The 22,496-nt window shown below is 56.9% G+C and carries 21 protein-coding genes, 1 tRNA gene and 2 pseudogenes; 10 read left to right on the top strand and 14 right to left on the bottom strand.

All coding sequences use genetic code 11. The features are described from left to right. Positions 1 to 83: 83 nt before the first annotated feature. Both L4G42_RS22825 and L4G42_RS22820 read right to left on the bottom strand, forming a co-directional pair. On the bottom strand, positions 84 to 1,664 hold the full coding sequence (locus tag L4G42_RS22825) for an aldehyde dehydrogenase (NADP(+)) (RefSeq protein ID WP_237254772.1): 1,581 nt from the start codon (positions 1,662 to 1,664) through the stop codon (positions 84 to 86). A gap of 141 nt (positions 1,665 to 1,805) precedes the next feature. Further along, complete coding sequence (locus L4G42_RS22820; RefSeq protein ID WP_237254770.1) at positions 1,806 to 2,510, bottom strand: hypothetical protein; 705 nt, start codon at positions 2,508 to 2,510, stop codon at positions 1,806 to 1,808. Between the two features lie 189 nt (positions 2,511 to 2,699). On the opposite strand from L4G42_RS22820, the gene L4G42_RS22815 reads away from it, so the two are divergent. Then, entirely contained in the window at positions 2,700 to 3,044 is a 345-nt protein-coding gene (locus L4G42_RS22815; RefSeq protein ID WP_237254769.1) for a hypothetical protein, read from the top strand. Positions 3,045 to 3,170: 126 nt separating this feature from the next. Here L4G42_RS22815 and L4G42_RS22810 read toward each other — a convergent pair. Further along, a tRNA-Met gene (locus tag L4G42_RS22810) sits at positions 3,171 to 3,247 on the bottom strand. 431 nt (positions 3,248 to 3,678) lie between these two features. On the opposite strand from L4G42_RS22810, the gene L4G42_RS22805 reads away from it, so the two are divergent. Further along, positions 3,679 to 5,736 carry a methyl-accepting chemotaxis protein gene (locus tag L4G42_RS22805; RefSeq protein WP_237254768.1) on the top strand — a complete coding sequence of 686 codons (2,058 nt, stop codon included), beginning with the start codon at positions 3,679 to 3,681 and terminating at the stop codon, positions 5,734 to 5,736. 89 nt (positions 5,737 to 5,825) lie between these two features. After that, positions 5,826 to 6,548, top strand: coding sequence for a class I SAM-dependent methyltransferase (locus tag L4G42_RS22800; RefSeq protein ID WP_237254767.1), 723 nt, complete (start codon positions 5,826 to 5,828; stop codon positions 6,546 to 6,548). A gap of 116 nt (positions 6,549 to 6,664) precedes the next feature. Here L4G42_RS22800 and L4G42_RS22795 read toward each other — a convergent pair whose 3' ends face one another. From L4G42_RS22795 to L4G42_RS22780, 4 genes are all read right to left on the bottom strand, one after another. Beyond that, a complete protein-coding gene (locus L4G42_RS22795) occupies positions 6,665 to 7,111 on the bottom strand; it encodes an Rrf2 family transcriptional regulator (RefSeq protein ID WP_237259958.1) in 447 nt (148 codons plus the stop codon). Positions 7,112 to 7,181: 70 nt separating this feature from the next. Next, entirely contained in the window at positions 7,182 to 7,661 is a 480-nt protein-coding gene (locus L4G42_RS22790; protein WP_237259959.1) for a nuclear transport factor 2 family protein, read from the bottom strand. Between the two features lie 79 nt (positions 7,662 to 7,740). Beyond that, positions 7,741 to 8,490 (bottom strand): SDR family NAD(P)-dependent oxidoreductase, encoded by a 750-nt coding sequence (locus L4G42_RS22785; protein WP_237261226.1) that lies wholly within the window; start codon positions 8,488 to 8,490, stop codon positions 7,741 to 7,743. A gap of 258 nt (positions 8,491 to 8,748) precedes the next feature. Beyond that, entirely contained in the window at positions 8,749 to 9,699 is a 951-nt protein-coding gene (locus L4G42_RS22780) for a LysR family transcriptional regulator (protein WP_237250571.1), read from the bottom strand. 141 nt (positions 9,700 to 9,840) lie between these two features. On the opposite strand from L4G42_RS22780, the gene L4G42_RS22775 reads away from it, so the two are divergent. Further along, on the top strand, positions 9,841 to 10,698 hold the full coding sequence (locus L4G42_RS22775; protein WP_237250572.1) for an SDR family oxidoreductase: 858 nt from the start codon (positions 9,841 to 9,843) through the stop codon (positions 10,696 to 10,698). A gap of 223 nt (positions 10,699 to 10,921) precedes the next feature. Beyond that, positions 10,922 to 11,485 (top strand): annotated as a pseudogene (locus L4G42_RS22770) (transposase); the annotation flags it as partial. A gap of 148 nt (positions 11,486 to 11,633) precedes the next feature. Here L4G42_RS22770 and L4G42_RS22765 read toward each other — a convergent pair. Together L4G42_RS22765 and L4G42_RS22760 are read right to left on the bottom strand one after the other, a co-directional pair. Then, positions 11,634 to 12,107: a hypothetical protein gene (locus tag L4G42_RS22765; protein WP_237250573.1), complete on the bottom strand. Its 474-nt coding sequence runs from the start codon at positions 12,105 to 12,107 to the stop codon at positions 11,634 to 11,636. 617 nt (positions 12,108 to 12,724) lie between these two features. Next, entirely contained in the window at positions 12,725 to 13,450 is a 726-nt protein-coding gene (locus L4G42_RS22760) for an SDR family oxidoreductase (RefSeq protein WP_237250574.1), read from the bottom strand. 160 nt (positions 13,451 to 13,610) lie between these two features. On the opposite strand from L4G42_RS22760, the gene L4G42_RS22755 reads away from it, so the two are divergent. After that, complete coding sequence (locus L4G42_RS22755; RefSeq protein ID WP_237250575.1) at positions 13,611 to 14,495, top strand: LysR family transcriptional regulator; 885 nt, start codon at positions 13,611 to 13,613, stop codon at positions 14,493 to 14,495. 26 nt (positions 14,496 to 14,521) lie between these two features. Here the strand turns inward: L4G42_RS22755 and L4G42_RS22750 are convergent. Together L4G42_RS22750 and L4G42_RS22745 are read right to left on the bottom strand one after the other, a co-directional pair. After that, positions 14,522 to 14,614 (bottom strand): annotated as a pseudogene (locus L4G42_RS22750) (transposase domain-containing protein); the annotation flags it as partial. A 31-nt stretch (positions 14,615 to 14,645) separates the two neighbouring features. Further along, positions 14,646 to 15,620, bottom strand: a complete 975-nt coding sequence (locus L4G42_RS22745) for a LysR substrate-binding domain-containing protein (protein WP_237250576.1) — start codon at positions 15,618 to 15,620, stop codon at positions 14,646 to 14,648. 150 nt (positions 15,621 to 15,770) lie between these two features. Between L4G42_RS22745 and L4G42_RS22740 the strand changes: the two genes are divergently transcribed. The 3 genes from L4G42_RS22740 (at position 15,771) to L4G42_RS22730 (ending at position 18,098) form a co-directional block, all read left to right on the top strand. Next, on the top strand, positions 15,771 to 16,781 hold the full coding sequence (locus tag L4G42_RS22740) for an aldo/keto reductase (RefSeq protein ID WP_237259961.1): 1,011 nt from the start codon (positions 15,771 to 15,773) through the stop codon (positions 16,779 to 16,781). Between the two features lie 74 nt (positions 16,782 to 16,855). Continuing rightward, positions 16,856 to 17,653, top strand: coding sequence for an SDR family NAD(P)-dependent oxidoreductase (locus tag L4G42_RS22735; protein ID WP_237250578.1), 798 nt, complete (start codon positions 16,856 to 16,858; stop codon positions 17,651 to 17,653). A 37-nt stretch (positions 17,654 to 17,690) separates the two neighbouring features. After that, a complete protein-coding gene (locus L4G42_RS22730) occupies positions 17,691 to 18,098 on the top strand; it encodes an SRPBCC family protein (RefSeq protein ID WP_237250579.1) in 408 nt (135 codons plus the stop codon). Positions 18,099 to 18,580: 482 nt separating this feature from the next. On the opposite strand, the gene L4G42_RS22725 is transcribed toward L4G42_RS22730, so the two are convergent. Further along, positions 18,581 to 19,495, bottom strand: coding sequence for a LysR family transcriptional regulator (locus tag L4G42_RS22725; RefSeq protein WP_237250580.1), 915 nt, complete (start codon positions 19,493 to 19,495; stop codon positions 18,581 to 18,583). 269 nt (positions 19,496 to 19,764) lie between these two features. Between L4G42_RS22725 and L4G42_RS22720 the strand changes: the two genes are divergently transcribed. Further along, positions 19,765 to 20,313, top strand: coding sequence for a hypothetical protein (locus L4G42_RS22720; RefSeq protein ID WP_237250581.1), 549 nt, complete (start codon positions 19,765 to 19,767; stop codon positions 20,311 to 20,313). A 40-nt stretch (positions 20,314 to 20,353) separates the two neighbouring features. Here the strand turns inward: L4G42_RS22720 and L4G42_RS22715 are convergent, their stop codons facing one another. Beyond that, positions 20,354 to 21,364 (bottom strand): AraC family transcriptional regulator, encoded by a 1,011-nt coding sequence (locus L4G42_RS22715; RefSeq protein WP_237250582.1) that lies wholly within the window; start codon positions 21,362 to 21,364, stop codon positions 20,354 to 20,356. A 225-nt stretch (positions 21,365 to 21,589) separates the two neighbouring features. Next, on the bottom strand, positions 21,590 to 22,312 hold the full coding sequence (locus L4G42_RS22710) for an NAD-dependent epimerase/dehydratase family protein (protein WP_237250583.1): 723 nt from the start codon (positions 22,310 to 22,312) through the stop codon (positions 21,590 to 21,592). Between the last annotated feature and the right edge of the window lie 184 nt (positions 22,313 to 22,496).

Raw genomic sequence — 22,496 nt, 5'->3', positions numbered from 1 at the left:
ATGGGACCGCGCCCCTTGGCTGAAGGGGCGCGGCGAAGCAGTTTTCAGTTGCCAGGCTCGCGCGGGGCGGGCACCGATGCAGCTCAGTCCTTTGACAGTTCGCCGTTCATCAGACGCCAGGTCTTCAACGGATTGCTGGCTTTCAACGCAGGTGGCAGCAGCGAGTCCGGCACGTTCTGGTAACAAACGGGACGCAGGAAGCGATCAATTGCTGTCGCGCCTACCGAGGTGCTGCGACTGTCGGAGGTTGCCGGGAACGGCCCGCCGTGGACCATCGAATAACTTACTTCGACGCCGGTCGGGAAGTCATTGAACAGAATCCGTCCTGCCTTGCGCTCCAGGATCGGCAGCAGCGACTGGGCGGTCGCTTCGTCGCCGTCGTCAAACTGCAGCGTAACGGTCAGTTGCCCATCGAAGCTGGCGGCAACCTTCTGCAGATCGGCGACGTCGGTGCAGACGATCAGCAGCGCGCTTGGCCCGAAGTTTTCGTCCTCCAGCGCAGGGTTGGCGAGGAAGGTAGCCGAGTTGGTGCGGAAGAAGGCCGGGCGGGCCTGGAATGAACCTTCGGCCTCCCGACCTTCCGCTACCAGCGTCACGCCGGATGCGCTGTGCAGATTATTCAGGCCGTTGCAGTAAGCGCCGTGGATGTTCGGCGTCAGCATGGTGGTCGGCAGCTTGTCAGACAGGGCTTTGGCCGATGCGGACACGAACGTTTCCAGCGCGTCGCTTTCAAGTGCAAGCAGGATACCGGGGTTGGTGCAGAACTGCCCCGCGCCCATGACCAGCGATTCAACAAAACCCTTGGCGATGGTTTCCGCACGGGCCAGCAAAGCGGCGGGCAGCAAGAACACCGGGTTAATGCTGCTCATTTCGGCATACACCGGGATCGGCACCGGACGCGCTTGAGCCGCCGCCACCAGCGCCAAACCACCGCGACGCGAACCAGTGAAGCCCACGGCTTGAATCAGGGGGTGACTGACCAGCGCCTGGCCGACAGCAATGTCCTTGTCGATCAACAACGAGAACACGCCTTCCGGCATGCCAGTGTCGCGCGCCGCTTTCTGAATCACCCGTCCCACCAGCTCGCTGGTGCCCAGGTGAGCCGGGTGCGCCTTGACGATGACCGGGCAACCGGCCGCCAATGCTGAAGCGGTATCGCCGCCGGCAACAGAGAAGGCGAGGGGGAAGTTGCTCGCGCCGAAGACCGCCACCGGGCCGAGGCCGATGCGCCGTAGGCGAAGGTCGGCGCGGGGCAAGGGCTGGCGCTCCGGCATTGCAGTGTCAACCACGGCGCCGTGCCAGCGCCCATCACGCAGCAGACTGGCAAACAGTTTCAGCTGATTGACCGTGCGCATCCGCTCGCCTTCAAGGCGTGGCTTGGGCAGGCCGCTTTCCACATGGACGCGCTCGGTGAGCACATCGCCCAGATCCACAAGGCCTTGTGCGATGGCGTCAAGAAAGGTCGCGCGTTGGTCGTCACTCAACTGCCGGTAGCGGTCGAATGACGCCTCGGCCAGTTCGCACGCAGCGTTGACGTCTTCCAGCGTGCTGGCGCCAAACGACGGCGTCAGGGGTTCACCCGTGGCGGCGGCGAGGGCAAAAACCTCTCCGGCCTGGCCACGCACAGCGTGTTGTCCGATGATCGTTTCACCAAGAATCTGCATTGCTCAACACCTCTCGAGGGCGGCGACCGTCAGTTGGCACCGCTGTGGCCAGCCCTTGAGGTTACATCATGGCGCTACGATCGCCACCGGTCCGGGTGTTGAGCTTGCTGGTGAGCTCATGGTCGCGCTTATTGCTGCAGCTTATTGCTGAACGGCGCTGAACCCTTCAAACGCAGTCTGTTGCTGGATCGCGCTGACGATGTTCTTGCGCGTGGCGGGCTGTTGGTTGCCGTCCCTGTCCACGAACACCTCGCTCTGCAGCTCGGCCTCATCGTCTTCACCGACAAACGAGAAACCGAGGAATTCAAAGGCTTCGCGGTCCGCGTTGGCTTTCGAGCGCGGTGTGCGCAGAGGCAGGGTGACGCTGGCGCCGTCCTTGCTGATGACGAAAACCTCGGCTTCCTTCTTCGGCCGTGCCGCTTTGCTCTTGCCGCCGCTCGGGTTGCTGACCGCTTGATGGGTCTGGTTCAGCACCTTCAACGCCAGGCTGTAGACGAGCTCCTGAAAACTCGGGTCGTCCTTGTAGCTGGAGAGAATCCGGCTGATCGGAAATTTCGAGCTTAAGTCTTCGAGCGCGGCCATGTCGGCGGCTTCTGCGTCCTTGAGCTGTTTAAGCTGACCCATCAGCGCATAGGCCTGGTCGTCATCGAATCGGTCATGGGCGGCGCGTATGGCCAGGCGCAGGTCGCGAATCTGGTCGCTTTCCTTGGCGCTCTGGAAGGCGTCGAGCACCATCTCGCTGATGGTTTTGGCCTGTGGCACATGTTGTGAAAGGTTGATGGCTTCTTCGTAGGCTTGCTTCGACGACACGGCGTTTGTCGCCGGATCGGTATGGGAATCAGACATTGAACATCCACTGCTTCGTTAACTGGGGTTGAGGCGCGAAAAGCTCGGGGCGTTTCGAGGGGCGTAATCTATTGGACGAGGGCTCGGTTGTCACGGATTGCCGCTTGCGCCCGGACCACAGGACAACATCCCGCTGTCCTGTCTTGGGCGCGCTACGCTATGAGTTCATCAAGCCACAGGCGCCAGGCCATGCGACGAATCTGGGTGCGCTACATCGATTTGCTGGAACACGATCTCAGCACGCAAATCTTCGACAATATTAAAAACCTGCTGGTGTGCGCTTTGTTGTTCGCGGCGGGCACCAGTGCGCTGAGGGCTGATTACCAGCAGTTCATCGGAGTGGTGGTGTCGGGCGCAACCGGCTGGGGTTTGATTGGCGTGTCCGCCGTGCTTATGTTTCTGAACGTCAGCGACGGCATTCGCAGGCTCGGCAAGCTGCGGTATCACGTGGCTATCCAGATTCTGGTGTCGCTGGTGTACTTGCTGATCGCCGCCAGATTGGTGGAAGTGGTCTGGGCGTTTCGGGCTGGTTGAGGGGCGATTGGCCTGAAGGCGCGCCAAGGTGCGGAGCAGGGTTAATGAGGGTTCCGAGACAGTTCGGGATAAACCTGAACGCCAGAAACAACAAAGCCCGCACAAGGCGGGCTTTGTTGAGGTACTTGGTGGCTACACAGGGACTTGAACCCCGGACCCCAGCATTATGAATGCTATGCTCTAACCAACTGAGCTATGTAGCCAAGTGGCGCGCATTATTCGCTCAGATCAGATATGTGTCAAGCGTCTCTTTGAAAAAAATTATCCACACGATCAATCGGTTAGCCCCCCGGCCCTTCAACCATTCTTCATCTCTGCACCTCGGTGACAGTTTCACTCCTCACGCTGAGTGCTTTTGCCCCACTTTCTCGCACGCAGTATGCACCGTCGTCGATCTTGTGCCCGATTTGATGGCTTCGTGCTATCGGTCCGGTTCTTGCTTATGCCTGCCGCAACGCTGCCGTTATAGAGGTAGGCGGCCGTAGATTTCGAGAAGCCTAAACGCGCCTATTGTTCAAAAGATGGGCGGTTATCGTTTTCAAAACACAGACATGGCATTTTGCCGGTAAGAATGTAAGGCAGCGCAGCGACGGTCATTCGTCATGCAGCGTTTGTCGGTGAGGAGTAGTCGGCTATGCAGAGTCTTTTGTCGCCAGGCATCCGCCTGCTCGGACGTCTCGGGTTCGCGCGCAAGTTTCAGGTGCTCTTCTTTCTGTTCATTCTGCCGCTCGCGGGCAGCCTGTGGATGATCGGCCAGGATTACCGCAGCAAGCTGGCGGTGATCACTCAAGAGCAAGCCGGTGTGCGCCAGCTCATGGCCCTCGATGCGCTGGATATGCAGCTGACAGCCCAGCGCAACCGCGCCGCGCGCTGGAAGGCTGCTGACATTCTTCGAGATCCGACGCCGGCCGCGAAGGCAGCCATGAACGCGCTGGATGCTGCGAACCCTGATCTGACCCGGTCCCTGGCGTCCCTGGGCGATGAACTCAAGGCACAGAACGCCAGCGCGGACATCATGACGCGCTATCAAGCGCTGCAGGCGTTGGTCAAAGGCATGGATTCGGAATCCTTGCGAACGGTCGGCTGGTGGCCTGACGGCTACGACCGTTTTACCTCAGCCCTCACGGCGCTGCAGAGTCTGCGTGAACAGATCGCCATGGACAGCGGCTTGATCCTCGATCCCTGGCTCGAAACCTACCTGCTGATGCAAATTGCCACGCAACAGGCGCCGGACCTTGTCGAACGGGTAGGGCGCATGGCGAGTATCGGCCAATCGTCGATCGCATCCGGTCAGTTCACGCTGCAGAGCCGTCTTCAGATGCGCGACCTGCGCAGTCGCATCGGCGACGCCCGCGATCAGTTGGTCAAAGCAGTAGGCTCGCTAAAAGCCAAGGCCTACCCAGGCATGGAGATCTGGACGCGTCAGTACGACGACAGCCTTCAGCGCCTAGACACCGAACTGAAAGTGCTCGACGACGGCGTATTCGGTGGCAGCATCAAGCTCGACCCAGCCGCCTTCGAGCGCAGCGTGGACAGCGTGAGCGAAGGCCTGGCCGCGCTGCGCAATCAGTCACTCTCGTCACTGAATGGCCGTCTCGATTACTACCACGATCAGGCCATCCAGCAGTTCGTACCGGTGGCGGCGATTTTCAGCATTCTCGCGCTGGCGGCGCTTTATCTCTTCATGTGCCTTCAAACGTCGATTCAACGCAGCGCCAAGGGCATCACCACCCTGGCCGAGTCGCTGCGTGACGGCAATCTGTGCGTCGAGGTCGCCGTGGAAGGGCGTGACGAACTCGCTGCCATCAGTACCGCGCTTAACGTCGCGGTGGTGCAACTGCGCACCAGTCTGTTGGGCGTCAACCACGAAACCCAGCAACTGGGCTCTGCGGTGCTGACCCTCAATGCGCAGTCCGGCAGCACGCTCAACGAAGTTGAAGATCAACAGCAGCAGATCAGTCAGATCGCAGCCGCAGCCACCGAACTGGCTGCGACGTCCATGGGCGTCGCCCGCAGCTGTGAAGCGGCGTCCGGCAGCGCCCAAGCCACTCGGCGCATCGCCGAGGACAGCAGCCGCGACAGCCAACGCACCACGGCGAGCATTCAGCAGCTGAACCAGAAACTGACCGACACCGCCAATGCGCTGGGCAAGGTCAGTGAGCAGGGGCAGCAGATCCAGTCCGTGGTAGACACCATTCGCGGCATCGCCGAACAGACCAATCTGCTGGCGCTCAATGCCGCCATCGAGGCGGCGCGTGCGGGCGAGCAGGGCCGTGGCTTCGCCGTGGTCGCTGACGAAGTGCGCAGTTTGTCGCAGCGGACCCAGGCGTCGACCGCGCAAATTGCCGGGACCGTGGACAGCTTGCGTTCGACCGTCAGCCAGGCCGTCAGCCTGATGGAGGCGGCGTGTGGTCAGGCGGTAAGTGATGCGCAGTCGGTGACCGGGCTGGGCGAGCGGCTGGAAGAGATTGCCAGCGCCGTGCAGATCGTCACTGACACGCTGGCGCAGATCGCTACCGCGGTTGAAGAGCAGGCCGCGACGGCGGACGAGGTCAGCGGCAATATCCAGCAAGTGGATCAGGCCGCTGGCCGTTTGCTGGACGGCGCGCGTGCAGTAAATCAGGCCGCAGACACCCTGACCAAAGGCAGCCGGGCCTTGAGCGACAACACCGCAAGATTCCAGTTGGGGTAAGCCGCGCAGGCAAAGCATGAGAGCGGTCAGTGCGCGATCGGCGCACCTATTCATGCGCCAGCGTGCGGCGTGGGTTGAAAGACGAAAGCATGGCGACGTATAAGATTCGTCGCTTTCTCTTCGTATTCGACATCAACGCCGTAAGGGATTTTTCCATGACCGACAGCAGTGCCGCGGGTGCGGCAGTTTATTCGCCTCTGACGTTAGCGTTGTACGACGCCTGGGTGCTGGGCATTTCCAATCGGTATGCCTGGCGTTGCCCTACCGATGAGGTGCTGTTGCCGTTCTTCCGCGCCAATGTTCGTGCCCGTCATCTGGATATCGGTGTCGGTACGGGTTATTACCTGGCTAAGGCGAAGCTGCCAACGGGCACCCGAATCACCCTGATGGACCTCAACCCGAGCAGCCTGGCCGCTGCCAAGCGCAGGATCGGCCGGCCAGAGACGCGCACCCTTCAGCATGACGTGATGACGCCGATCCCCGGCAACGAACGCTTCGACTCGATATCGCTGTTTTATTTGCTGCATTGCCTGCCAGGTCCGCTGGACGCGAAGGCGGCGATCTTCGCTCATCTCAAGCACAACCTGAACCCGGACGGCGTGTTGTCTGGTGCGACGATTCTGGGGGACGAGGCGGGTCACAACGGTTTCGGCCGCAAGCTGATGGCGGTTTACAACAAGAAAGGCATCTTCGGAAACAGCCAGGACAATCAGGCCGGTTTCGAGGCGCATTTGCGGACGCACTTTCGCGAGGTAACGCTCAAGCGTGAAGGGGTGGTGTTGCTGTTTCGCGCAGCGCAGCCGATCGTCTGAACCGTGCCGCAGTGGCGGCGTCAAACAGTCCGGGGTCGGCAGAGCGTTTGGCGCCTTTGGGCTGGAAGCGTTTCTCGAAGCCAAGACCGTCGCATCAGCGTAGAAACCTGCGTTTTTTACGGTTGAACGAGTGAGGCTCCTTCCAGCACATAGTCGTCCAGGCACTGTTGCAACGTGCGCGATTGCAATGAACCCAGCAGTGCTACATGAGCGCGTTCGGACACATCGGCCAGCAATCGATCAATGTTCGAGGTCACCATGCAGCAGTGTTCGATATCATTGCGCGCGGCAAACATTTTCTTGTCAGGGCTGACGGCAAGGTAAATGTCGGCCAGGGTGATGTCCGCGGTTGGTCTGGTCAGACGCAGGCCGCCCAACTTCCCGTGTACCCCTGTGACCAGCCCGGCCTCGGCCAGCGGCGCCATCAGTTTGCGCACGAACGAGGGGTTGGCGTTCAACCCACTCGCCAATTGCGCAGAGCTGATGACCTTCAAGCCTTCATGATGAGCGTAGGCAATGCTCAACAGGCTTTGCAGGGCACTCGAGAATCTTAGATCGACCATGCGGCCTCCCGGAATGAAGGCCGCAATAGTACCCGGACTTCGTCGGCTTCGGTCGCAGTAATAGTGAGTTTTACGCGGTGGGAAAGGCGTGGGGCAGGTCGAGGGTGATGCGATGCACGGCAATTTTCCAGCGGCCGTTCACACGTTTCAGGGTGGACTGGTAGTAACCCGCTTCGATGGGTTCGACCCGCCCTTGGGCGCCGACTGCGCCTTGAGGCCAACCCGCCGCAGGTTGTTCAAAGCCCACAGTGTTGTAAACGATAAATTGGGCGTCGAGGGTGGCCTCGTCACCGGTGACTTCAATGATGGGATCGTGGGTCGTGTGATGGCTCCAGCCACGAGCGGGATGGGATGCCATCATACCGGCGGTGGCTTGCCCTATGGTCTCGGCTCCTTGCAAGGCACCGAGCGCAATCGGGGCGAGTTGCCCCTGGAAAATCTCGACCCGACCGTCGTCCATAAATAATGCGCTCATGGCCGTAGCATCTCGCCTATCGGTCGCGCGCACGTACTGGGCTAGTACCTGTTGAACATCTCTTGCGTCGCTCATGCTACATCCTCGCCTATATGTGTTAATCAATAATACACATAAGCGAGTAATTGTATCTATCATTGTTGCTTATTGGCTCTCAGCGCTGACCACCGGAAGCAAAAATCACCTCGCCGGTCACCCACGCCGCATCGTCCGAGGCCAAAAATACCGCTACCGGCGCGATGTCTTCGGGCTGCCCTAGGCGACCCAGCGGTGGTTGCGCGATCATGCCGTTGAGAAAGTCGCTGCCGAAAATACCCAAGGCATGCAGGCCTTCGGATTCCGTCGCCCCAGGTGCAACGGCGTTCACGCGTATGTGGCGTGGCCCCAGTTCTTTGGACAGGACTTTGGTCATGGCCACGATGGCGGATTTGGTTGCGGTATACAGCGCGGTACCCGGACCGTTCATTTCGACGGCCGCCGAGGCAATGTTGATGATTGAGCCGCCGTTGTCGCCGAAGTGTTGCGCGGCAGCCTGCATGGTCAAAAAGGCCCCTAGGACGTTGGTGTTCATCTGACGGTGAAATTCGTCCTCTGTGACTGATTCGAGAGGGCCGAAGGAGTACACACCCGCGTTGTTGACCAGCACGTTGATCGTCCCAAAGGCTGCTTGGGCTTCTTGAAACAGGCGTTGGATATCTGCTGACTTCGAGACATCTGCCTGGATGGCAATGGCACGTCCGCCCCGGCTTGTGATCTCTTCGACCACGCGATTGGCGTCCACTGTGCTCGACGCGTAATTGACTACCACTGCGGCACCTTCAGCCGCCAATCCTTTTGCAATCGCTGCACCGATACCTTTCGAAGAGCCTGTAACGATTGCTACTTTTCCGTTCAACCTAGCCATTAGCTGTACCCAAATGATCTGATGTGTGGGCAAAACTATAGACGCTTCACTGTTAATGATAAGTACTGTAATAGACGAAGAATAGTTAATAAATAATTGACAGTTGGGGGGCGCTGGACGGCAAAGTTGACGGCTACTGATTTCCGGCTCCCGGATCCTTGGTAACGGTTAACCGCATGTATCAACCACGAAGTAAAAGTCAAAAATGTTCCGCTTGAGGGTTTTACGGTGTGGGAAAGACCAGCGGATAAACAACCTTCAACCTTCAACCTTCATTCGCGACGCTGGGTTCAGCAACGTTGGCATCAGGCCACGAGGATCGTTCATCTCGCGAACCAAGTCGATAAAAGCTCGAAGTCCGGCTGGCACATGGCGGTTGGCAGGGTAAAACAGACACAGACCGGGATACGCCGGCGTCCAGTCCTCTAACGTACGTATCAGGCGACCAGCTTTCAAATGTTCAGCAATTGAAGACTCGTTTACACAAATGACGCCGATGCCCTGGAGCGCTGCATCGACGATCAAATGCTGGCTGTCGAGGGTCAGCGTGCCTTCAACATCGATAATTTGCTGCTGGCCTCGCTTAACAAACTCCCATCGGTAAAGTGCCCCGCTGGCAAATCGAGTGCGAATGCAGTTGTGCCTGCTTAGATCATCTGGGGTTTTCGGGAATGGGCGCTGGGAAAAGTAGGCGGGTGAGCCGACTACCGCAAATCGTAATGGCGGGCTACAAGGCACCGCAATCATGTCCAGTGGCACGCTTTCGCCCATTCGGATCCCGCCGTCAAAGCCCTCGGCTACGATGTCCACTAACGCCGTACTGGTAACGACCTCAAGGCGCATATCGGGGTAGCGCCGAAGAAATTCCGCGACCACAGACGTCATGATCATCTGAATTGCACCTTCGGAAGCATTGATTCGCAAATTGCCGCTCGGGGTATCGCGGAACTGATTGATCGCCTCCATGGCACTGGAAATGTCAGCCAATGCCGGCCGGACCCGCGCCAAAAACTGTTCCCCGGCTTCAGACAATGAAACGCTGCGGGTTGTGCGATTGAACAACCGCACGCCCAGCCTCTGCTCGAGCGTTGCAATCTTGTGGCTCATCGCTGATGGGGAGAGACCAATCTCGGCGGCGGCTCGACGAAAACTTCTGTGGTGAGCCAAGGCGACTACAGCGTTGAGTTCAATTAATCCGGTCTTTTCCATTGTGCTAATTCATGCATGAGTTCATCAAATAATAGCCTGATTGTCCCTACGATTGCCTGGAGTTAAGGTGTTTGCAGCCCCCAGTGGAGCCCTGATAGCAATGTCTCCGGGGCATACATCAAATCAATCGAGAGATTATTCATGACCTCAACCGTACTCATCACCGGTGCCTCTACCGGATTCGGTCGTTCCACCGCACAGTTATTTGCGGCTCAAGGCTGGAACGTTATTGCCAGCATGCGCAACACCGACGCCGGTGTTGATCTTGGGATGCTGGCGAATGTGCTGGTCACCCGCCTTGACGTGCAAGAGCCCGCCAGTATTAAGGCGGCAATCAGCGCCGGTTTAGCCCGCTTCGGCCAGATCGACGTTCTGATCAATAACGCCGGATTCGGTCTGTTTGGGGTGTTCGAAGGGACCTCAAGTGCAAAAATTCGAGAACAATTTGACGTCAATCTTTTCGGTGCAATGGATGTCACAAGGCAAGTCCTGCCGCATATGCGCGAGCGTAAGTCCGGTGTGATCATCAACGTCAGCTCCGGCGCTGGAGTGTTCGGCCTGCCCATGCTCTCGATCTACACCGCCAGCAAATTCGCCCTAGAAGGTTTTTCAGAATCGTTGTCGTATGAGCTGGCTTCCCAAGGCATCGTGGTGAAAATCGTCGAACCTGGTGGGGTGATCAGCACCGGGTTCGGTGATCGTTCGGCGGGCGAGGTGGCGCAAGTATCGTCTCCCACGGATTACGATGTTTTTATCAGCCACACGGCGCAGGCATTCGAAGGCCTGCGTGAACAGAGCCTTTCAACCTCCGAAGACGTAGCACGGGTGATTTTCGATGCGGCGAGCGATGGCACCGACCGACTGCGTTATGTAGCGACGCAGGACATCGAACCAATGGTGCGGGCCCGCCGTGAAACCGCAGAAGAGTCGTACATGGCCATGATGCGCGAACGGTTTGGCTTGTGTGTTTGTGACGGTGACGGCCGTCTCGACAGTTAACGTGTTGGCTAGGCCTGCTTTCCCCCCCAAGATTTTGAATCCTGTCGCCCTTTGTTTTTTAAGGATTTTTGAACACTGCACGGCTAAAGGGACGTGCAGGTTAGAGGCGGCAAGCGAAGGGAAAATGCGTAGCAAAGGAGTGACTGCTTTTGGCCCAGATGTGTAAAAACCCCTTCGCCAACCCTTGCGATGATTTCTGAGGATTTCATCGAAAGGATCGCCCATGAAGCGTTTCATACAAGGTGAGCATCCGGGTCAAAGCACGTTGTTCCCCGAAAGCCTCGACGACCACGTCAGCGATACCAACCCGGTGCGCATAGTCGACGTCTTGGTCGATGAACTCGACCTGGTCAATTTGGGTTTCGACGGTGCTGTTCCTGCTGAAGCTGGCCGGCCTGCTTATCACCCTGAAGTCCTGCTGAAGATGAAAATCTGCTCGCCATTATTGGCAGCAAGTTTAAAGCCGCCAACAACCGTGACCTTAGACAACGTGCAAACAGCAGTCGATGCTCAGCGCCATTTGATCGTTGATCATGAGGTGACCAATGTCGGTTCCGACCGTGATCAGCTCAGCTCAATGGCCAAGCAGGCGTGCGAGGCCATTGCATCGGATTCGCTATCGGTGGTGGCTGACCGAGGCTATTTCAAAAGTGAGAAAATCCTGGCTTGTCACAACGCGGATTTCACCGCGTATGTGCCCAAGCCCATGACATCAGCAGCCAAAGCTGATGGGCGTTTTAACAACGACGCTTTTATCTATGACGAGGCCAAAAATCAGTATGTCTGTGCAGATGTACTCAATCGCCTGCCGACACAGCGGGCGAGCGAGATTGTTGAGTTGCTGCCACACAGGTGGACGCCCGTTTAATAACGTAAGTTGTTCGGACGGACGCTTACCCTAGACGCGCATGCTCATGCGACCAATGCCGATATCATTAAGGTGTTTTGGACATCACTGTCCTAAGCGCCTGGGTCACCAGGTCAGTTAAAATCGGCTTGGATGTCGATTCCATCTGCTTACCAATCACGCCTTGCTGGGCTAAGACTTTAGATGCGTATTTAGAGGAACGCCCTTCAGAGGCTAAAGAAGACAGCTCCTCTTCAGTGAAAGATTTTTCGTACGCCTGCGCGATGTTCTCATTCCATTTCGGTTGGTACAGAGGGAGCAGCGCGTTGATTTCGTCAGATACGGCTTTCACGGCACCCGCATTACCCAGCTTGGAAGCGATAGTCGTGAAGGTTACGGTTTGCTTTGCAATCGAAAGAGCAATAACGGGAAGATTTTGTCCGATCTTTGCCTGATCAACGAACGCTACCGCATCCCTGTGTGAGGGCGTATCAGCGAGCACTGCATTTGAAGTCGCAGCTATCGCCGCCATCGCTATAGCGGCAAACAAAGTCCTTTTCATCTTTTACTTCCTACGTCTAGCGCTCAAGTTTTTGGAGAATAATTCATTTGTACCCTAGCCGCGAGAGATTGCTGAAAGACGATCAACGAGTGTGACTTGATGCGCAGAGGGAGCTGCATGCGCAGTTCATGATTCGACTTCCGCAGGTGACATGGCCGGACGCGTACTTAGCATATTGTTGGATTGCATCATGATGTTGAGATATCTGCGGGCGACGGTAGCGCGCCAATCACGATGCGCAAGAAATCAAGAAACAACAGGCGGGCGTTATGAACGCGAGAGAGGCAATTCAGGCCTGAGTTCTCCACATGCCCCGCCGTGCTGTGACGACGACGTGGCAGTCCAGCTAACCGTTACATCCGGTCACTCCAAAAAATACCGCGTAGCGCTTAGCCAATCTTGGAAAAACTCGACGGCCTGTTGAGCAATTCTCCATGGCCATGCTCAGGCGAAATTCACTTCCCTCGCAGAATGCGGAGAGTGCAATAGGGCTTCAGCAGGGTAAGCGTCCGGCCAACCCACCTTCCAAACTTCAGCATTAAAGGCGATAGTGGAAATTAGCGAGCAGCTGAGTAGATTGATTTGTCCCACGCGTCGACCTTAACGTCAGGTAACGATCACCACGGCGCACTTTCTTGATCAAAAAAGAATTTGCCAGTGATGGCTGATGAATCAAGGCAGGCTAGCCATACGATACCCGAAGCTGCCTCAGCAACTGTTCGATAACCCGAATGCCCATTGAAATCGGTGGCGGTATAGCCGGGATCAACCGCGTTGACGCTGATACCAAAAGCAGCGAACTCTTTAGAGAATGCAATGGTCACCGCATTCAAGGCGGATTTTGAACTGTTGTAACCCATCGCATCGACCCGTGAGTAAGGATGCGCTGGATCAGAAGTCCAGCTCAGCGAACCCAACCCGCTACTGACCATAACCACACGGGCTTTTTGCGCTGCTTTTAAAAGAGGAAGAAAAGCTTGAGTCACCCGGATCGGGCCGAACACGTTGGTCTCGTAAACGCTCTGGATGTCGCCGATCTCTTGCTCACTGGGCGGGATGGGTTGAGCGCCAGATATACCCGCATTATTGATAAGAACATCCAGCTTTCCATCTTCCTTGAAAACCAGCTCAGCCGCCGCCCTAACGCTCTCTGTGTCGCGTACATCCAGAATGACCAGGCGGGCATCTATGCCATCGGTCACCAAGCGGGATACCGAAAGCGTACCTAAGCTTTTGTCGCGGCTCCCAAGCCACACTCGATAACCCAGCAGGCCCATTTCACGAGCGGTTTCGAACCCTATGCTCTTGTTCGCACCGGTGATAAGAACATTTTTTTTACTCATTCCAGAACTCCATCGGCTATCCATCGAGGCAGATCAGCACACGCTTGATTGGGCGCGCATAGGCTGTACACGCCCTTTGTACCGCGCGCCTGGGTGATTGATAACCGGGTCGAATCCGAATAGCCTGATCGCTATGGCGAACAATATTGATCAATGCTCTATGGATGACCTATCGATCTTTCTTGCGGTCTTCCGCGAAAATGGATTTCGTGCGGCTGCCAAGCGACTTGGCTTGTCGCCATCAACCGTGAGCGAACGTATTTCGGCGCTGGAATCAGGCTTGGGCGTTCCCCTGCTCGTGCGCACCACCCGAAGCGTTGTAGCAACTGCGGCGGGGCGTGAGCTGGCAGAGCGAATGTCTCCGCTTCTCGGGGAAATGAGAGCCGTGTTCGAGGATGTCGCCAGTTCCCTTCAAGACCTAAGAGGCGTGTTGAAGTTGAACGTGACCGGCGCGGTCATGGTCGACATTCTGCCGCCACTGATTGATCGCTTTCTCGCACGCTATCCGCAAGTGCGGATAGAAATAATGGTCGAAGATCGCCTTGTGGACGTTACCGCCGCAGGGTGCGATGCCGGGATACGTTATGGAGAGCACCTTGCACAGGACACCATTGCCGTCCCTATCGGGCCAAGGTCGCAGCAACTGGCTTTGGCTGCCGCCCCGTCCTATCTAGCGTCGCGCGGCACCCCCTCACATCCAGGCGAATTGATGAATCACGATTGCATCCGTCTACGGTATTCCAGTGGAGCAATGGTCAACTGGGATTTCGTGAAGAATGGGGAAACCGTAAGCATTGATCCCCCAGGTCGATTGGTCATTGGAGTCGATGGAGTTGCAGCGGCTATCAATCTTGCGCGAAGTGGCAGAGGAATTATTGCAACCTTCGAAAATTGGCTACATCCGCATTTCCAGAGTGGTGATCTCGAGCCGGTTCTAGACGAATGGTGGGACACGTTTGAGGGGCCGTGGCTCTATTTTTCCAGCAGATTCATGTCCGCTCCGTTGCGGGTATTCGTCGATTTCATTGGGCAAGAACGTGAATAGAAGGTGAGCATTTTACTTTATGTAGATCAGGCGGCCATCCGCTGATGCGGCAGCAGTTGATTAATCTCATTCGCCCGCTGCGTCGGCAACCGCCTCAGCACATCGTTGAGATAGGCATGCTTCAGCTCTGGCTGGCGCCAAATGTTCAAATTATTTCGTTGTCTGCGCAATTGCTGTCGGGGGCAGATCCACGGCTACCGGGTTTTCGGGGCCCAGGCCTGAACTCTCCCCACTGAGCAGCACTTCCCGCGCCATCGCCACCAACGGACGCAGGTTGATGCGGTGCCATGCGGCCCAAACCGGCGTGGCATATTGCATCCACGGTACTTCCCGCAAGACCACGTTGTCCGGCGCACTGGAGCGTAGATTACGTTGCAGCATGGCGATGCCCAGGCCCGCGCCGACCAGCCGCAATGCGGTCATCGGCTCGGTGACTTCCAGGTGAATGTCCGGGGAAAATCCGGCCTTCATGCACGCCGCCACGAAGCCTTCCTTGTGAGAACCCACAGCGCGTTGCGCCAGTCCGCTGGTCACGCAAATCCACTGCGCAGCCTGCAAGTCCTCGGGAGTCAGCACCTTCTTCTGCGTAAGCGAGTGATGCTCGGGCATCGCCAGCAGCATCACTTCGTTGAGAACCAGTGCGCTGTCCAGATCCGGGTCATCGGCCGCAGGCGGCTCGCTCACCAGAGCAATGTCCAGGCTGCGTTGGCGCAGACCTTCCAGTTGATCGGCAGACGCCTGGCTGTAAAGCGCGATATGCAGATCGTGCCGCGCCGTACGCAGAATTTTCAGCGCGTCAGGCAATACCGAAGTGTGCATGGCGTTTTCGATGTAGCCGATGCACAGACCGCCTTCTTCCCCTCGGCCCAGCCGCTTGCCCAACGATTCCAGGCGTTTGGCGTGGGTGAGCAGCGCTTTGGTTTCGGCGAGAAATGTGCGGCCATCCACCGTCAGCCGAATACGCTGTTGGCTGCGCTCGAAGAGGTTGAGGCCAAGGAACTCTTCCAGCTGGGCAATCTGCCGGCTCAGCGGTGACTGGGAGATATGCAGCCGCTCCGCAGCGCGACCGACGTGTTCTTCCTCGGCGACGGCGACGAAGTAGCGAAGCTGGCGTAAATCGATCATGGCGTGTAAGACCTGCAGGGACTTAAGTTAGCCAAATTATGTCTTGGACGGTCTTTACTGGTCAACTTAACCTCGCTTCATGGTCACTTGAGGGTGACGAGTTGGCGGGAGGCCATCTCCTGTTCATTGCAGATTTATAGAGGATCAATCATGAGCATAAGAGACAAATTGCCTGGCGTGCTGGGCTTCGGTGGAGCGCCATTGGGCAACATGTTCCGCGCGATTCCTGAAGATGAGGCGCTGGCCACAGTGCACGGCGCCTGGAATGCCGGTGTGCGCTATTTCGACACCGCGCCGTTCTATGGATCGGGGCTTTCCGAGCTGCGCATGGGCGAAGCGCTCAAGCAATACGACCGCGACCAGTATGTGCTGAGCACCAAGGTGGGGCGTCTGGTGCTGGACGAAGTCGAAGACGTTTCTGCCCGTGATATGGGCGACAAGGGTGGGGTGTTCGACCACGGCCGCCCGAACAAAATGGTCAATGATTACAGCGCCGATGCGACCCTGCGCTCCATCGAAGACAGCCTCAAGCGCTTGCAGACTGACCGTCTGGACATCGTCTGGATTCACGACATCGCCCAGGATTTCTATCGCGATGAGTGGCTGGAGTATTTTAACGCCGCGCGCAAGGGTGCTTTCAGGGTTCTGACGCGATTGCGCGAAGAAGGCGTCATCCGCGCCTGGGGCCTGGGCGTCAACCGTGTCGAGCCGTGTGAACTGACCCTGGATCTGGAAGAAGCCCAGCCGGACGGTTTCTTGCTGGCCGGTCGATACACCTTGCTGGACCACGACCGCGCGCTACAACGCTTGATGGCCTCGGCCCACGCGCAGAACGTCGACATCGTGATCGGTGGCCCTTACAGCTCGGGCATCCTGGCGGGCGGTGAGCATTTCGAATACCAGAAAGCCTCGCCGCAGGTCGTCGCCAAAGTCGAAGCGATCAAGTCCATCGCCCAGCGTTTCAAGGTTGATATCAAAGCCGCAGCGCTACAATTCTCCCTGGCCAATCCCGCTGTGGCAGCGGTCATCCCTGGCTCCAGCCGCCCCGGCCGTATCGAGCAAGACGTGGCGGCGCTGACCCAGCGTATTCCGGGCGAATTCTGGCAGGAGCTGGTCAAGGATGGCCTCGTTTCACCTTTGGCGCCGTTGCCCAAAGCCTGATCCTATACGCCTCGCCGCGGTCCTTACTGTGAACGGCCTCGACGGGGCACTGCTCACCTCAGCGGAAGCTACATATGAAAATCGATTTAAGCGGCAAACTCGCCATCGTCAGTGGCTCCACAGCAGGCATCGGCCTTGGCGTCGGCAAGGCGCTGGCGTCCTGCGGCGCCACTGTGGTGATCGTCGGGCGTGCACCGGCCAAAGTGGATGAAGCGATTGCAGCGATCAAGCGGGAGATTCCCGGTGCGCAACTGCGCGGATGCGTGGCGGATCTGGGAACAGCTGAAGGCGCACAGCGGCTATTCGACGCTGAGCCGACCGCAGACATTCTGGTTAACAACCTGGGTGTGTTCAATGAAGTGGATTTCTTCGACACGCCGGATGATGAGTGGGAACGCTTTTATCAGGTCAATGTGATTTCCGGTGTGCGCCTCTCGCGGCATTACCTGAGCGACATGGTCGCGCGCAAATGGGGCAGAGTGATCTTTGTGTCATCGGAATCCGGCATTGCGATCCCGGCCAACATGATCAATTACGGCACTACCAAGGCGGCGAACCTTGCGGTTTCCCATGGTTTGGCCAAGCGCCTGGCGGGCACCGGTGTCACCGTCAACGCCATCTTGCCCGGTCCGACCTTTACCGATGGCGTCGAAGAGATGCTCAAAGATGCCATCGCTAAATCAGGCCGCAGCGCCCGGGAAGAAGCGGACCATTTCGTGCGCAATGCGCGACCTACGTCAATCATTCAACGTGCAGCAGAGGTCGATGAAGTCGCCAATCTGGTGGCCTACCTTGCTTCGCCCTTGTCATCTGCGACCACCGGTGCCGCATTGCGTGTCGACGGTGGCGTAGTGGACAGTATGGCCATCTGATTGGCCCGTTACTGACATGCATCCTGGAGAATTTCTTATGGCAACAGCATCTGCATCCCTGCGGCTTCCGATCGCGGCCGATACCGTATGGCAATTGGTGGGCGGCTTTTTTTCATTGCCTGACTGGCTGCCGTTCATCGCCAGCAGCGAGCCCGCCGAAGGCGGACGTCTGCGCAAGCTGACAACCGCGGACGGCGCGGCGATCATCGAACGCCTGGAAACCTACGACAATCAGGCGCGCACCTACAGCTACTCAATTAGCGAGGGGCCGTTTCCGGTCACCGATTACCTCGCCACGTTGAACGTCGAAGCATCTGGCGAGAGCGAAACGCTGGTGACATGGTCCGGACGCTTCACGCCCAATGGCATTTCCGACGCCGAGGCTCATGAGTTGTTTCAGGGGATTTATGAGGGTGGCCTAGAAGCGTTGAGAGGCAATTTCTAACCCTCAACAAGGTTCGTCCAGCTATCCGGCCATGAAACGCAAATGGTGAACCTAGCGTGGAGCGGTAGGCGTTTTTAGGGAGACCGTTGTGTCGTCACTGAACCCCCGATATTTAGACTCAGGAAAATCAACCTGAGAGACCGGCCGGACTGAGCGGTAGGTCACATCCCAACAGTTAGATATCGACCAGAAGCGGCTGATTTCGGCTACTAAGCGGCAATCGCGGCTGTCCGCTCAAGATCAGCTGACGACCTTGCCCGGAGCCTAAGTTCGGTTATTTCTTCAGCTCCCAGAGCCCATCGTTCACAAATTGTCCGGTGACTGCCTCTGACCGGACAGTAACCGGGCGCTCTTGGACCGTCGGCTTCTTGTGGGTAACGCTCGGCAATGGAGTTGGCATGCGAACAATAAGGTTCATTAGTCTGTTGCTCTATTTATCGGTTGTATGTTGTACGCCGGTCCCATGGCTTACTCCCTTCAAGTCAGATGCCTTTTTCTGACGGCTGAAAATCGCGGAAAAAATCAATAAAAGAGCGCACCTTGGTTGGAACATGCTGAGTATTTGGAAAGACGGCATACGCGCCTTGTTCGGGCCAATCATATTCCGGCAGCACGCGTACCAGACTGCCTTCTCGTAACAGCTCACCAATCATCCACTCTGGTAGCGGAGCAATTCCGCTATGGAGCAGTACGAGTTGGAGTACAGCCGACGCGCTATCGGTCTGAATCAGGCTTGGCGCTGTGAGCGATATTCGTGCAAGTGGGGTGTCTCGCTTCGATAGCTTCATTTTTGCATTGAAACCGGTAAGCATTACCCAGTTCAGCGACTGCAGTTCGGTGGGGTTGCCGCTCCAATTTCGAGAAGCGAGATAGCTGGGCGTCGCGACCAGGACGATGGAGAACTTGCTCAACGGCAACGCGCGATAGCCCGAGTCGCCTAAGTGCCCCATTCTAATGGCTAGGTCGAAGCGTTCAGACACTAATTCAGCCAATCCCGTTGAGGCAGAGAAATTAATTTTCAGCTGTGGATGCAATTTTGAGAAGGCAGCCAGTGCATTGACCAGCACATGAGCACCGAACTCTTGCGTGGACGTGATCCTCAGTTCCCCGGTCAGTGAGGCATGCCCCTGCCTTGCTTGGTCGATGGCTGTGCGCGCCCGCTGCAGGATATCTAAACAGTCCGCATGAAAACGCGCGCCCACGTCGGTCAGGGACATCCGCCTTGTGGTGCGGGTCAACAGTGAGCATCCCAATTCCGCCTCTAGCAATTTCAAGCTCATGCTGACCATCGCCTTGGTCGTACCGATGGTTTGCGCCGCTCCGGTCAGCGAACCACATTCGACGATCGCCACAAAGGCCTCCAGGCGGTTGAGGTTGATATTAACCAAGCTAGACATTGAAAAATTATCCTTAGGTGTAACAAGTAATTCTACTACCAATACAAATGGCGATTTTATTAATCTTTTTTTGGGGCGGGTTCAAGGTATTTTCACTTTGCTCTAATGGCCGAGTCAGGGCAAAGGATTGTCAATCTTTGTCTGACTGTGTGTTTCTTTTTTTGCTACTTAACCCCATTAGCCAACTGGCTGTATGCTTAAGCGGCTGCTGATAAAGTTAGGTGTTGGGAAAAGCTGTCTGTCTGAAGTTCATCTGAAGGAATCGCTACGTGAAAATATCGACCGGCCCCTCTCTTACGTCTGTCAGTATCAGATCACCGCAATCCAGTTCTACCTCCAGCAACTCCTATCTGACTAACCAGATCATGCAGCAAATCGGAACCAAGGACGGAGTGCTCGATACCGACGCCTTGAAACAGGCTGGGTTGGGACCCAGTTTTGCAGAGTTCGACATGACCTCAATTACACCTGCTGAGTTAGGTCTTGTCAGTAAAAACCTCTACGCGCTGGGGTTAATTGACAAAACGACGGCGAATCTAATGATCTCGGCAGGGACCAATCTTGATGCTGTCGGGAATCAGGCGACCCCGGATGTCAAGATGAACGCTTTGGACTATTTCGCGGCTCGTATTGATAACCTCAGAAGCGCGAATCTGGAAAGTAACGAATATGGTTTTCAAGTGGTCCCGGACTATATCAACACCGTCTATGTCATACAGAACCTGAATGATTTCGCCAAAGCGCAACGAGCCGAAAGCGATCCGCAGGCCTCAGTAAAAGACCAAGCCAGCTCCCCAGGTATCAATATACGAGTATGACCCCGAGATTAGTTGCCAGCTTGTTTTCGAAACCGGGTGACTAGTGGCTGCTACGCGAAAATCGCCACTGCGCGGGAGTGACTCCCTCCCAAGACCGAAACGCGCGATAGAAAGAGTTTGCATCCTCAAACCCTACCAGATAGGCCACTTCATTGATCTCTATGGCCGAATCCAAAAGCAAACTTCGCACCATGTCCTGACGTGCCTCCAGGGTGAGCCGTCGGAAGTTGTTACCTTCTCCTGTGATACGCCTTTGAAGCGTTCGCTCGCTGGTACCCAATTCACGGGCAACATAGGCCAGATCTGGGCGCCCGCTTGCCATTGATCGCTTGAGCACGACCTTGACCTCGTCACTTACGGAGCTGCAGGCTTCTTGCTCCTGCAGCGCCGAGGCCAGCGCAGGAACGAGCATCTCAAGCAGCTCCGCATTGTGGGTTCTAAACGGACGATCGAGGTCTGCACTGTCCAGCACGAGGGTATTGCGTGATGACCCAAAACGAACGCTGCACCCAAAGTAATGCTGATATGCACTGTCATCCATATTTGATCGCATCAGCTCAATCCGTTTAGGAACGATCCTTTCGCCCGTTCCCTGCCGGCCTAACTCAACGAACGAGGTAAAGGCGACGTCCGCCAGTGCCGCAGGCTCCGCGCACCGGCTATGCAACCACTCGACCGTGATGCTGCATTCATCGCCTTCGCATCTCATGTCGACTCGCTCAGGCGCGCACATTCTTTTGAAGCGTGCAGTTCGAGCGAGACCATCTCGGTAGTCGCGTGCGTAGAAGGCCACTAAGCTTGATGGCGGCAGCAGGGCCGTCTGCAGACTCGTGGCGAAACGAATGCCCACGGTCGGATCTTCGCTGAGTGTTTCTATGGCCTGCCACAGCCTGAAGAGCTGGGCAGTTGTCACTTGGCTATTGTCACGAATGTGCAACGTGATGGGCAGCCCGGCCTGGCGGAGAACGGAAGTCGGTGACAGTCCAATAGCCTTCAGCCCGTGCCAGAAGGCGTTCGGCATCTTGAATCGTTCATCTATTATGCTGTTCATAGTTCTACCTGAGGTACCGACCCAAGCCGGCGCCTGCTTCAAGTTTGGGGTCAAGGAATAAGCCCGAGGTCGATAGACCGGGCTGACTTCAGCGAGCATCTGATGTCAATTGCGCCTCCGCCCCACGGCCTGCATTTAACGCCTCGGAGCTGATAACCGCCGCAGTAGCTCATCGTCGCTTTGCACCACAGCTCGATTGTGCAACCGAAACCCCGCAAACTAATGTCACATGCCAGACCTCAGGCGTTCAGTTTCACTCTTTGAAATGAGGTGTGAAGGATGTAGCGACGCTACATTCCGAATGTCCGGTGGCTCCAGTACCGGTGTGGGCCAACCGTTCCGCCCTACGTTCAGCATCGCCCGGCCCACTTCCTCGGTGGTGAGAATGTAGCCCTTGGTGAATGGGCGAAGCGAACGAAACAGCCATCCTGTCAGTTGATATAAGTAATGTAGCGCGGGTGTACTTGAGCGCTCGCCATGCATGGGCAGGATTGCGGCCGGACGGAACAGGTGAACTGAACGGAAGGGCAACTGGGACAGTGCGTTCTCGGTACGGCCTTTCACCCGTGCCCACATGCTCGATCCCTGCTCGCTTCCATCGGTGCCGACACCTGAAATGTAAATGAAGATCATGTCTGGATTCATTTTGGCCAAAGGCCGTGCGAGGGCTAAGGTCAGCTCGTAGGTAAGTCGGTTATAGCGTTCTTCGTTCATGCCTGCCGACGAAACTCCGAGGCAGAAGAAGCACGCATCGAAACCGGCCAGCTCCGCTACGCTGCTATCCAGCGCAAACAGGTCACTGTGGATCAGTTCACTCAAACGCTCATGGCGCACCCCTGTGGAGCGCCTGCCGACAGCCAGCACTTGGCTGACATGTTGGTCAGCCAGGCATTCGCGCAACACACCTTGGCCCACCATGCCAGTCGCGCCGAATAACAAGACTCTCATCTGAAGCACCTGCAGTAAGGATAAAAAGTGAAGCTACGGCAGGATCCTTAACCGCAGCATATTCAGATGCCGATTGCCTTGTTACGCAAGTAGTCGCCGAGTCCGTGGACCACGAATACACGGCCGATGCTGCTCCCTTAGCCGCGAGGGGGTCTGAAAGCCAGCTAATGTGTCGTTTATCTAG

The sequence above is a fragment of the Pseudomonas petrae genome (genome assembly GCF_021728295.1).
GTDB classification, from domain to species: Bacteria; Pseudomonadota; Gammaproteobacteria; order Pseudomonadales; family Pseudomonadaceae; genus Aquipseudomonas; species Aquipseudomonas petrae.
The sequence above is the reverse complement of the archived record's forward strand: the minus strand, read 5'-3'. Positions and strand labels throughout refer to the sequence as shown.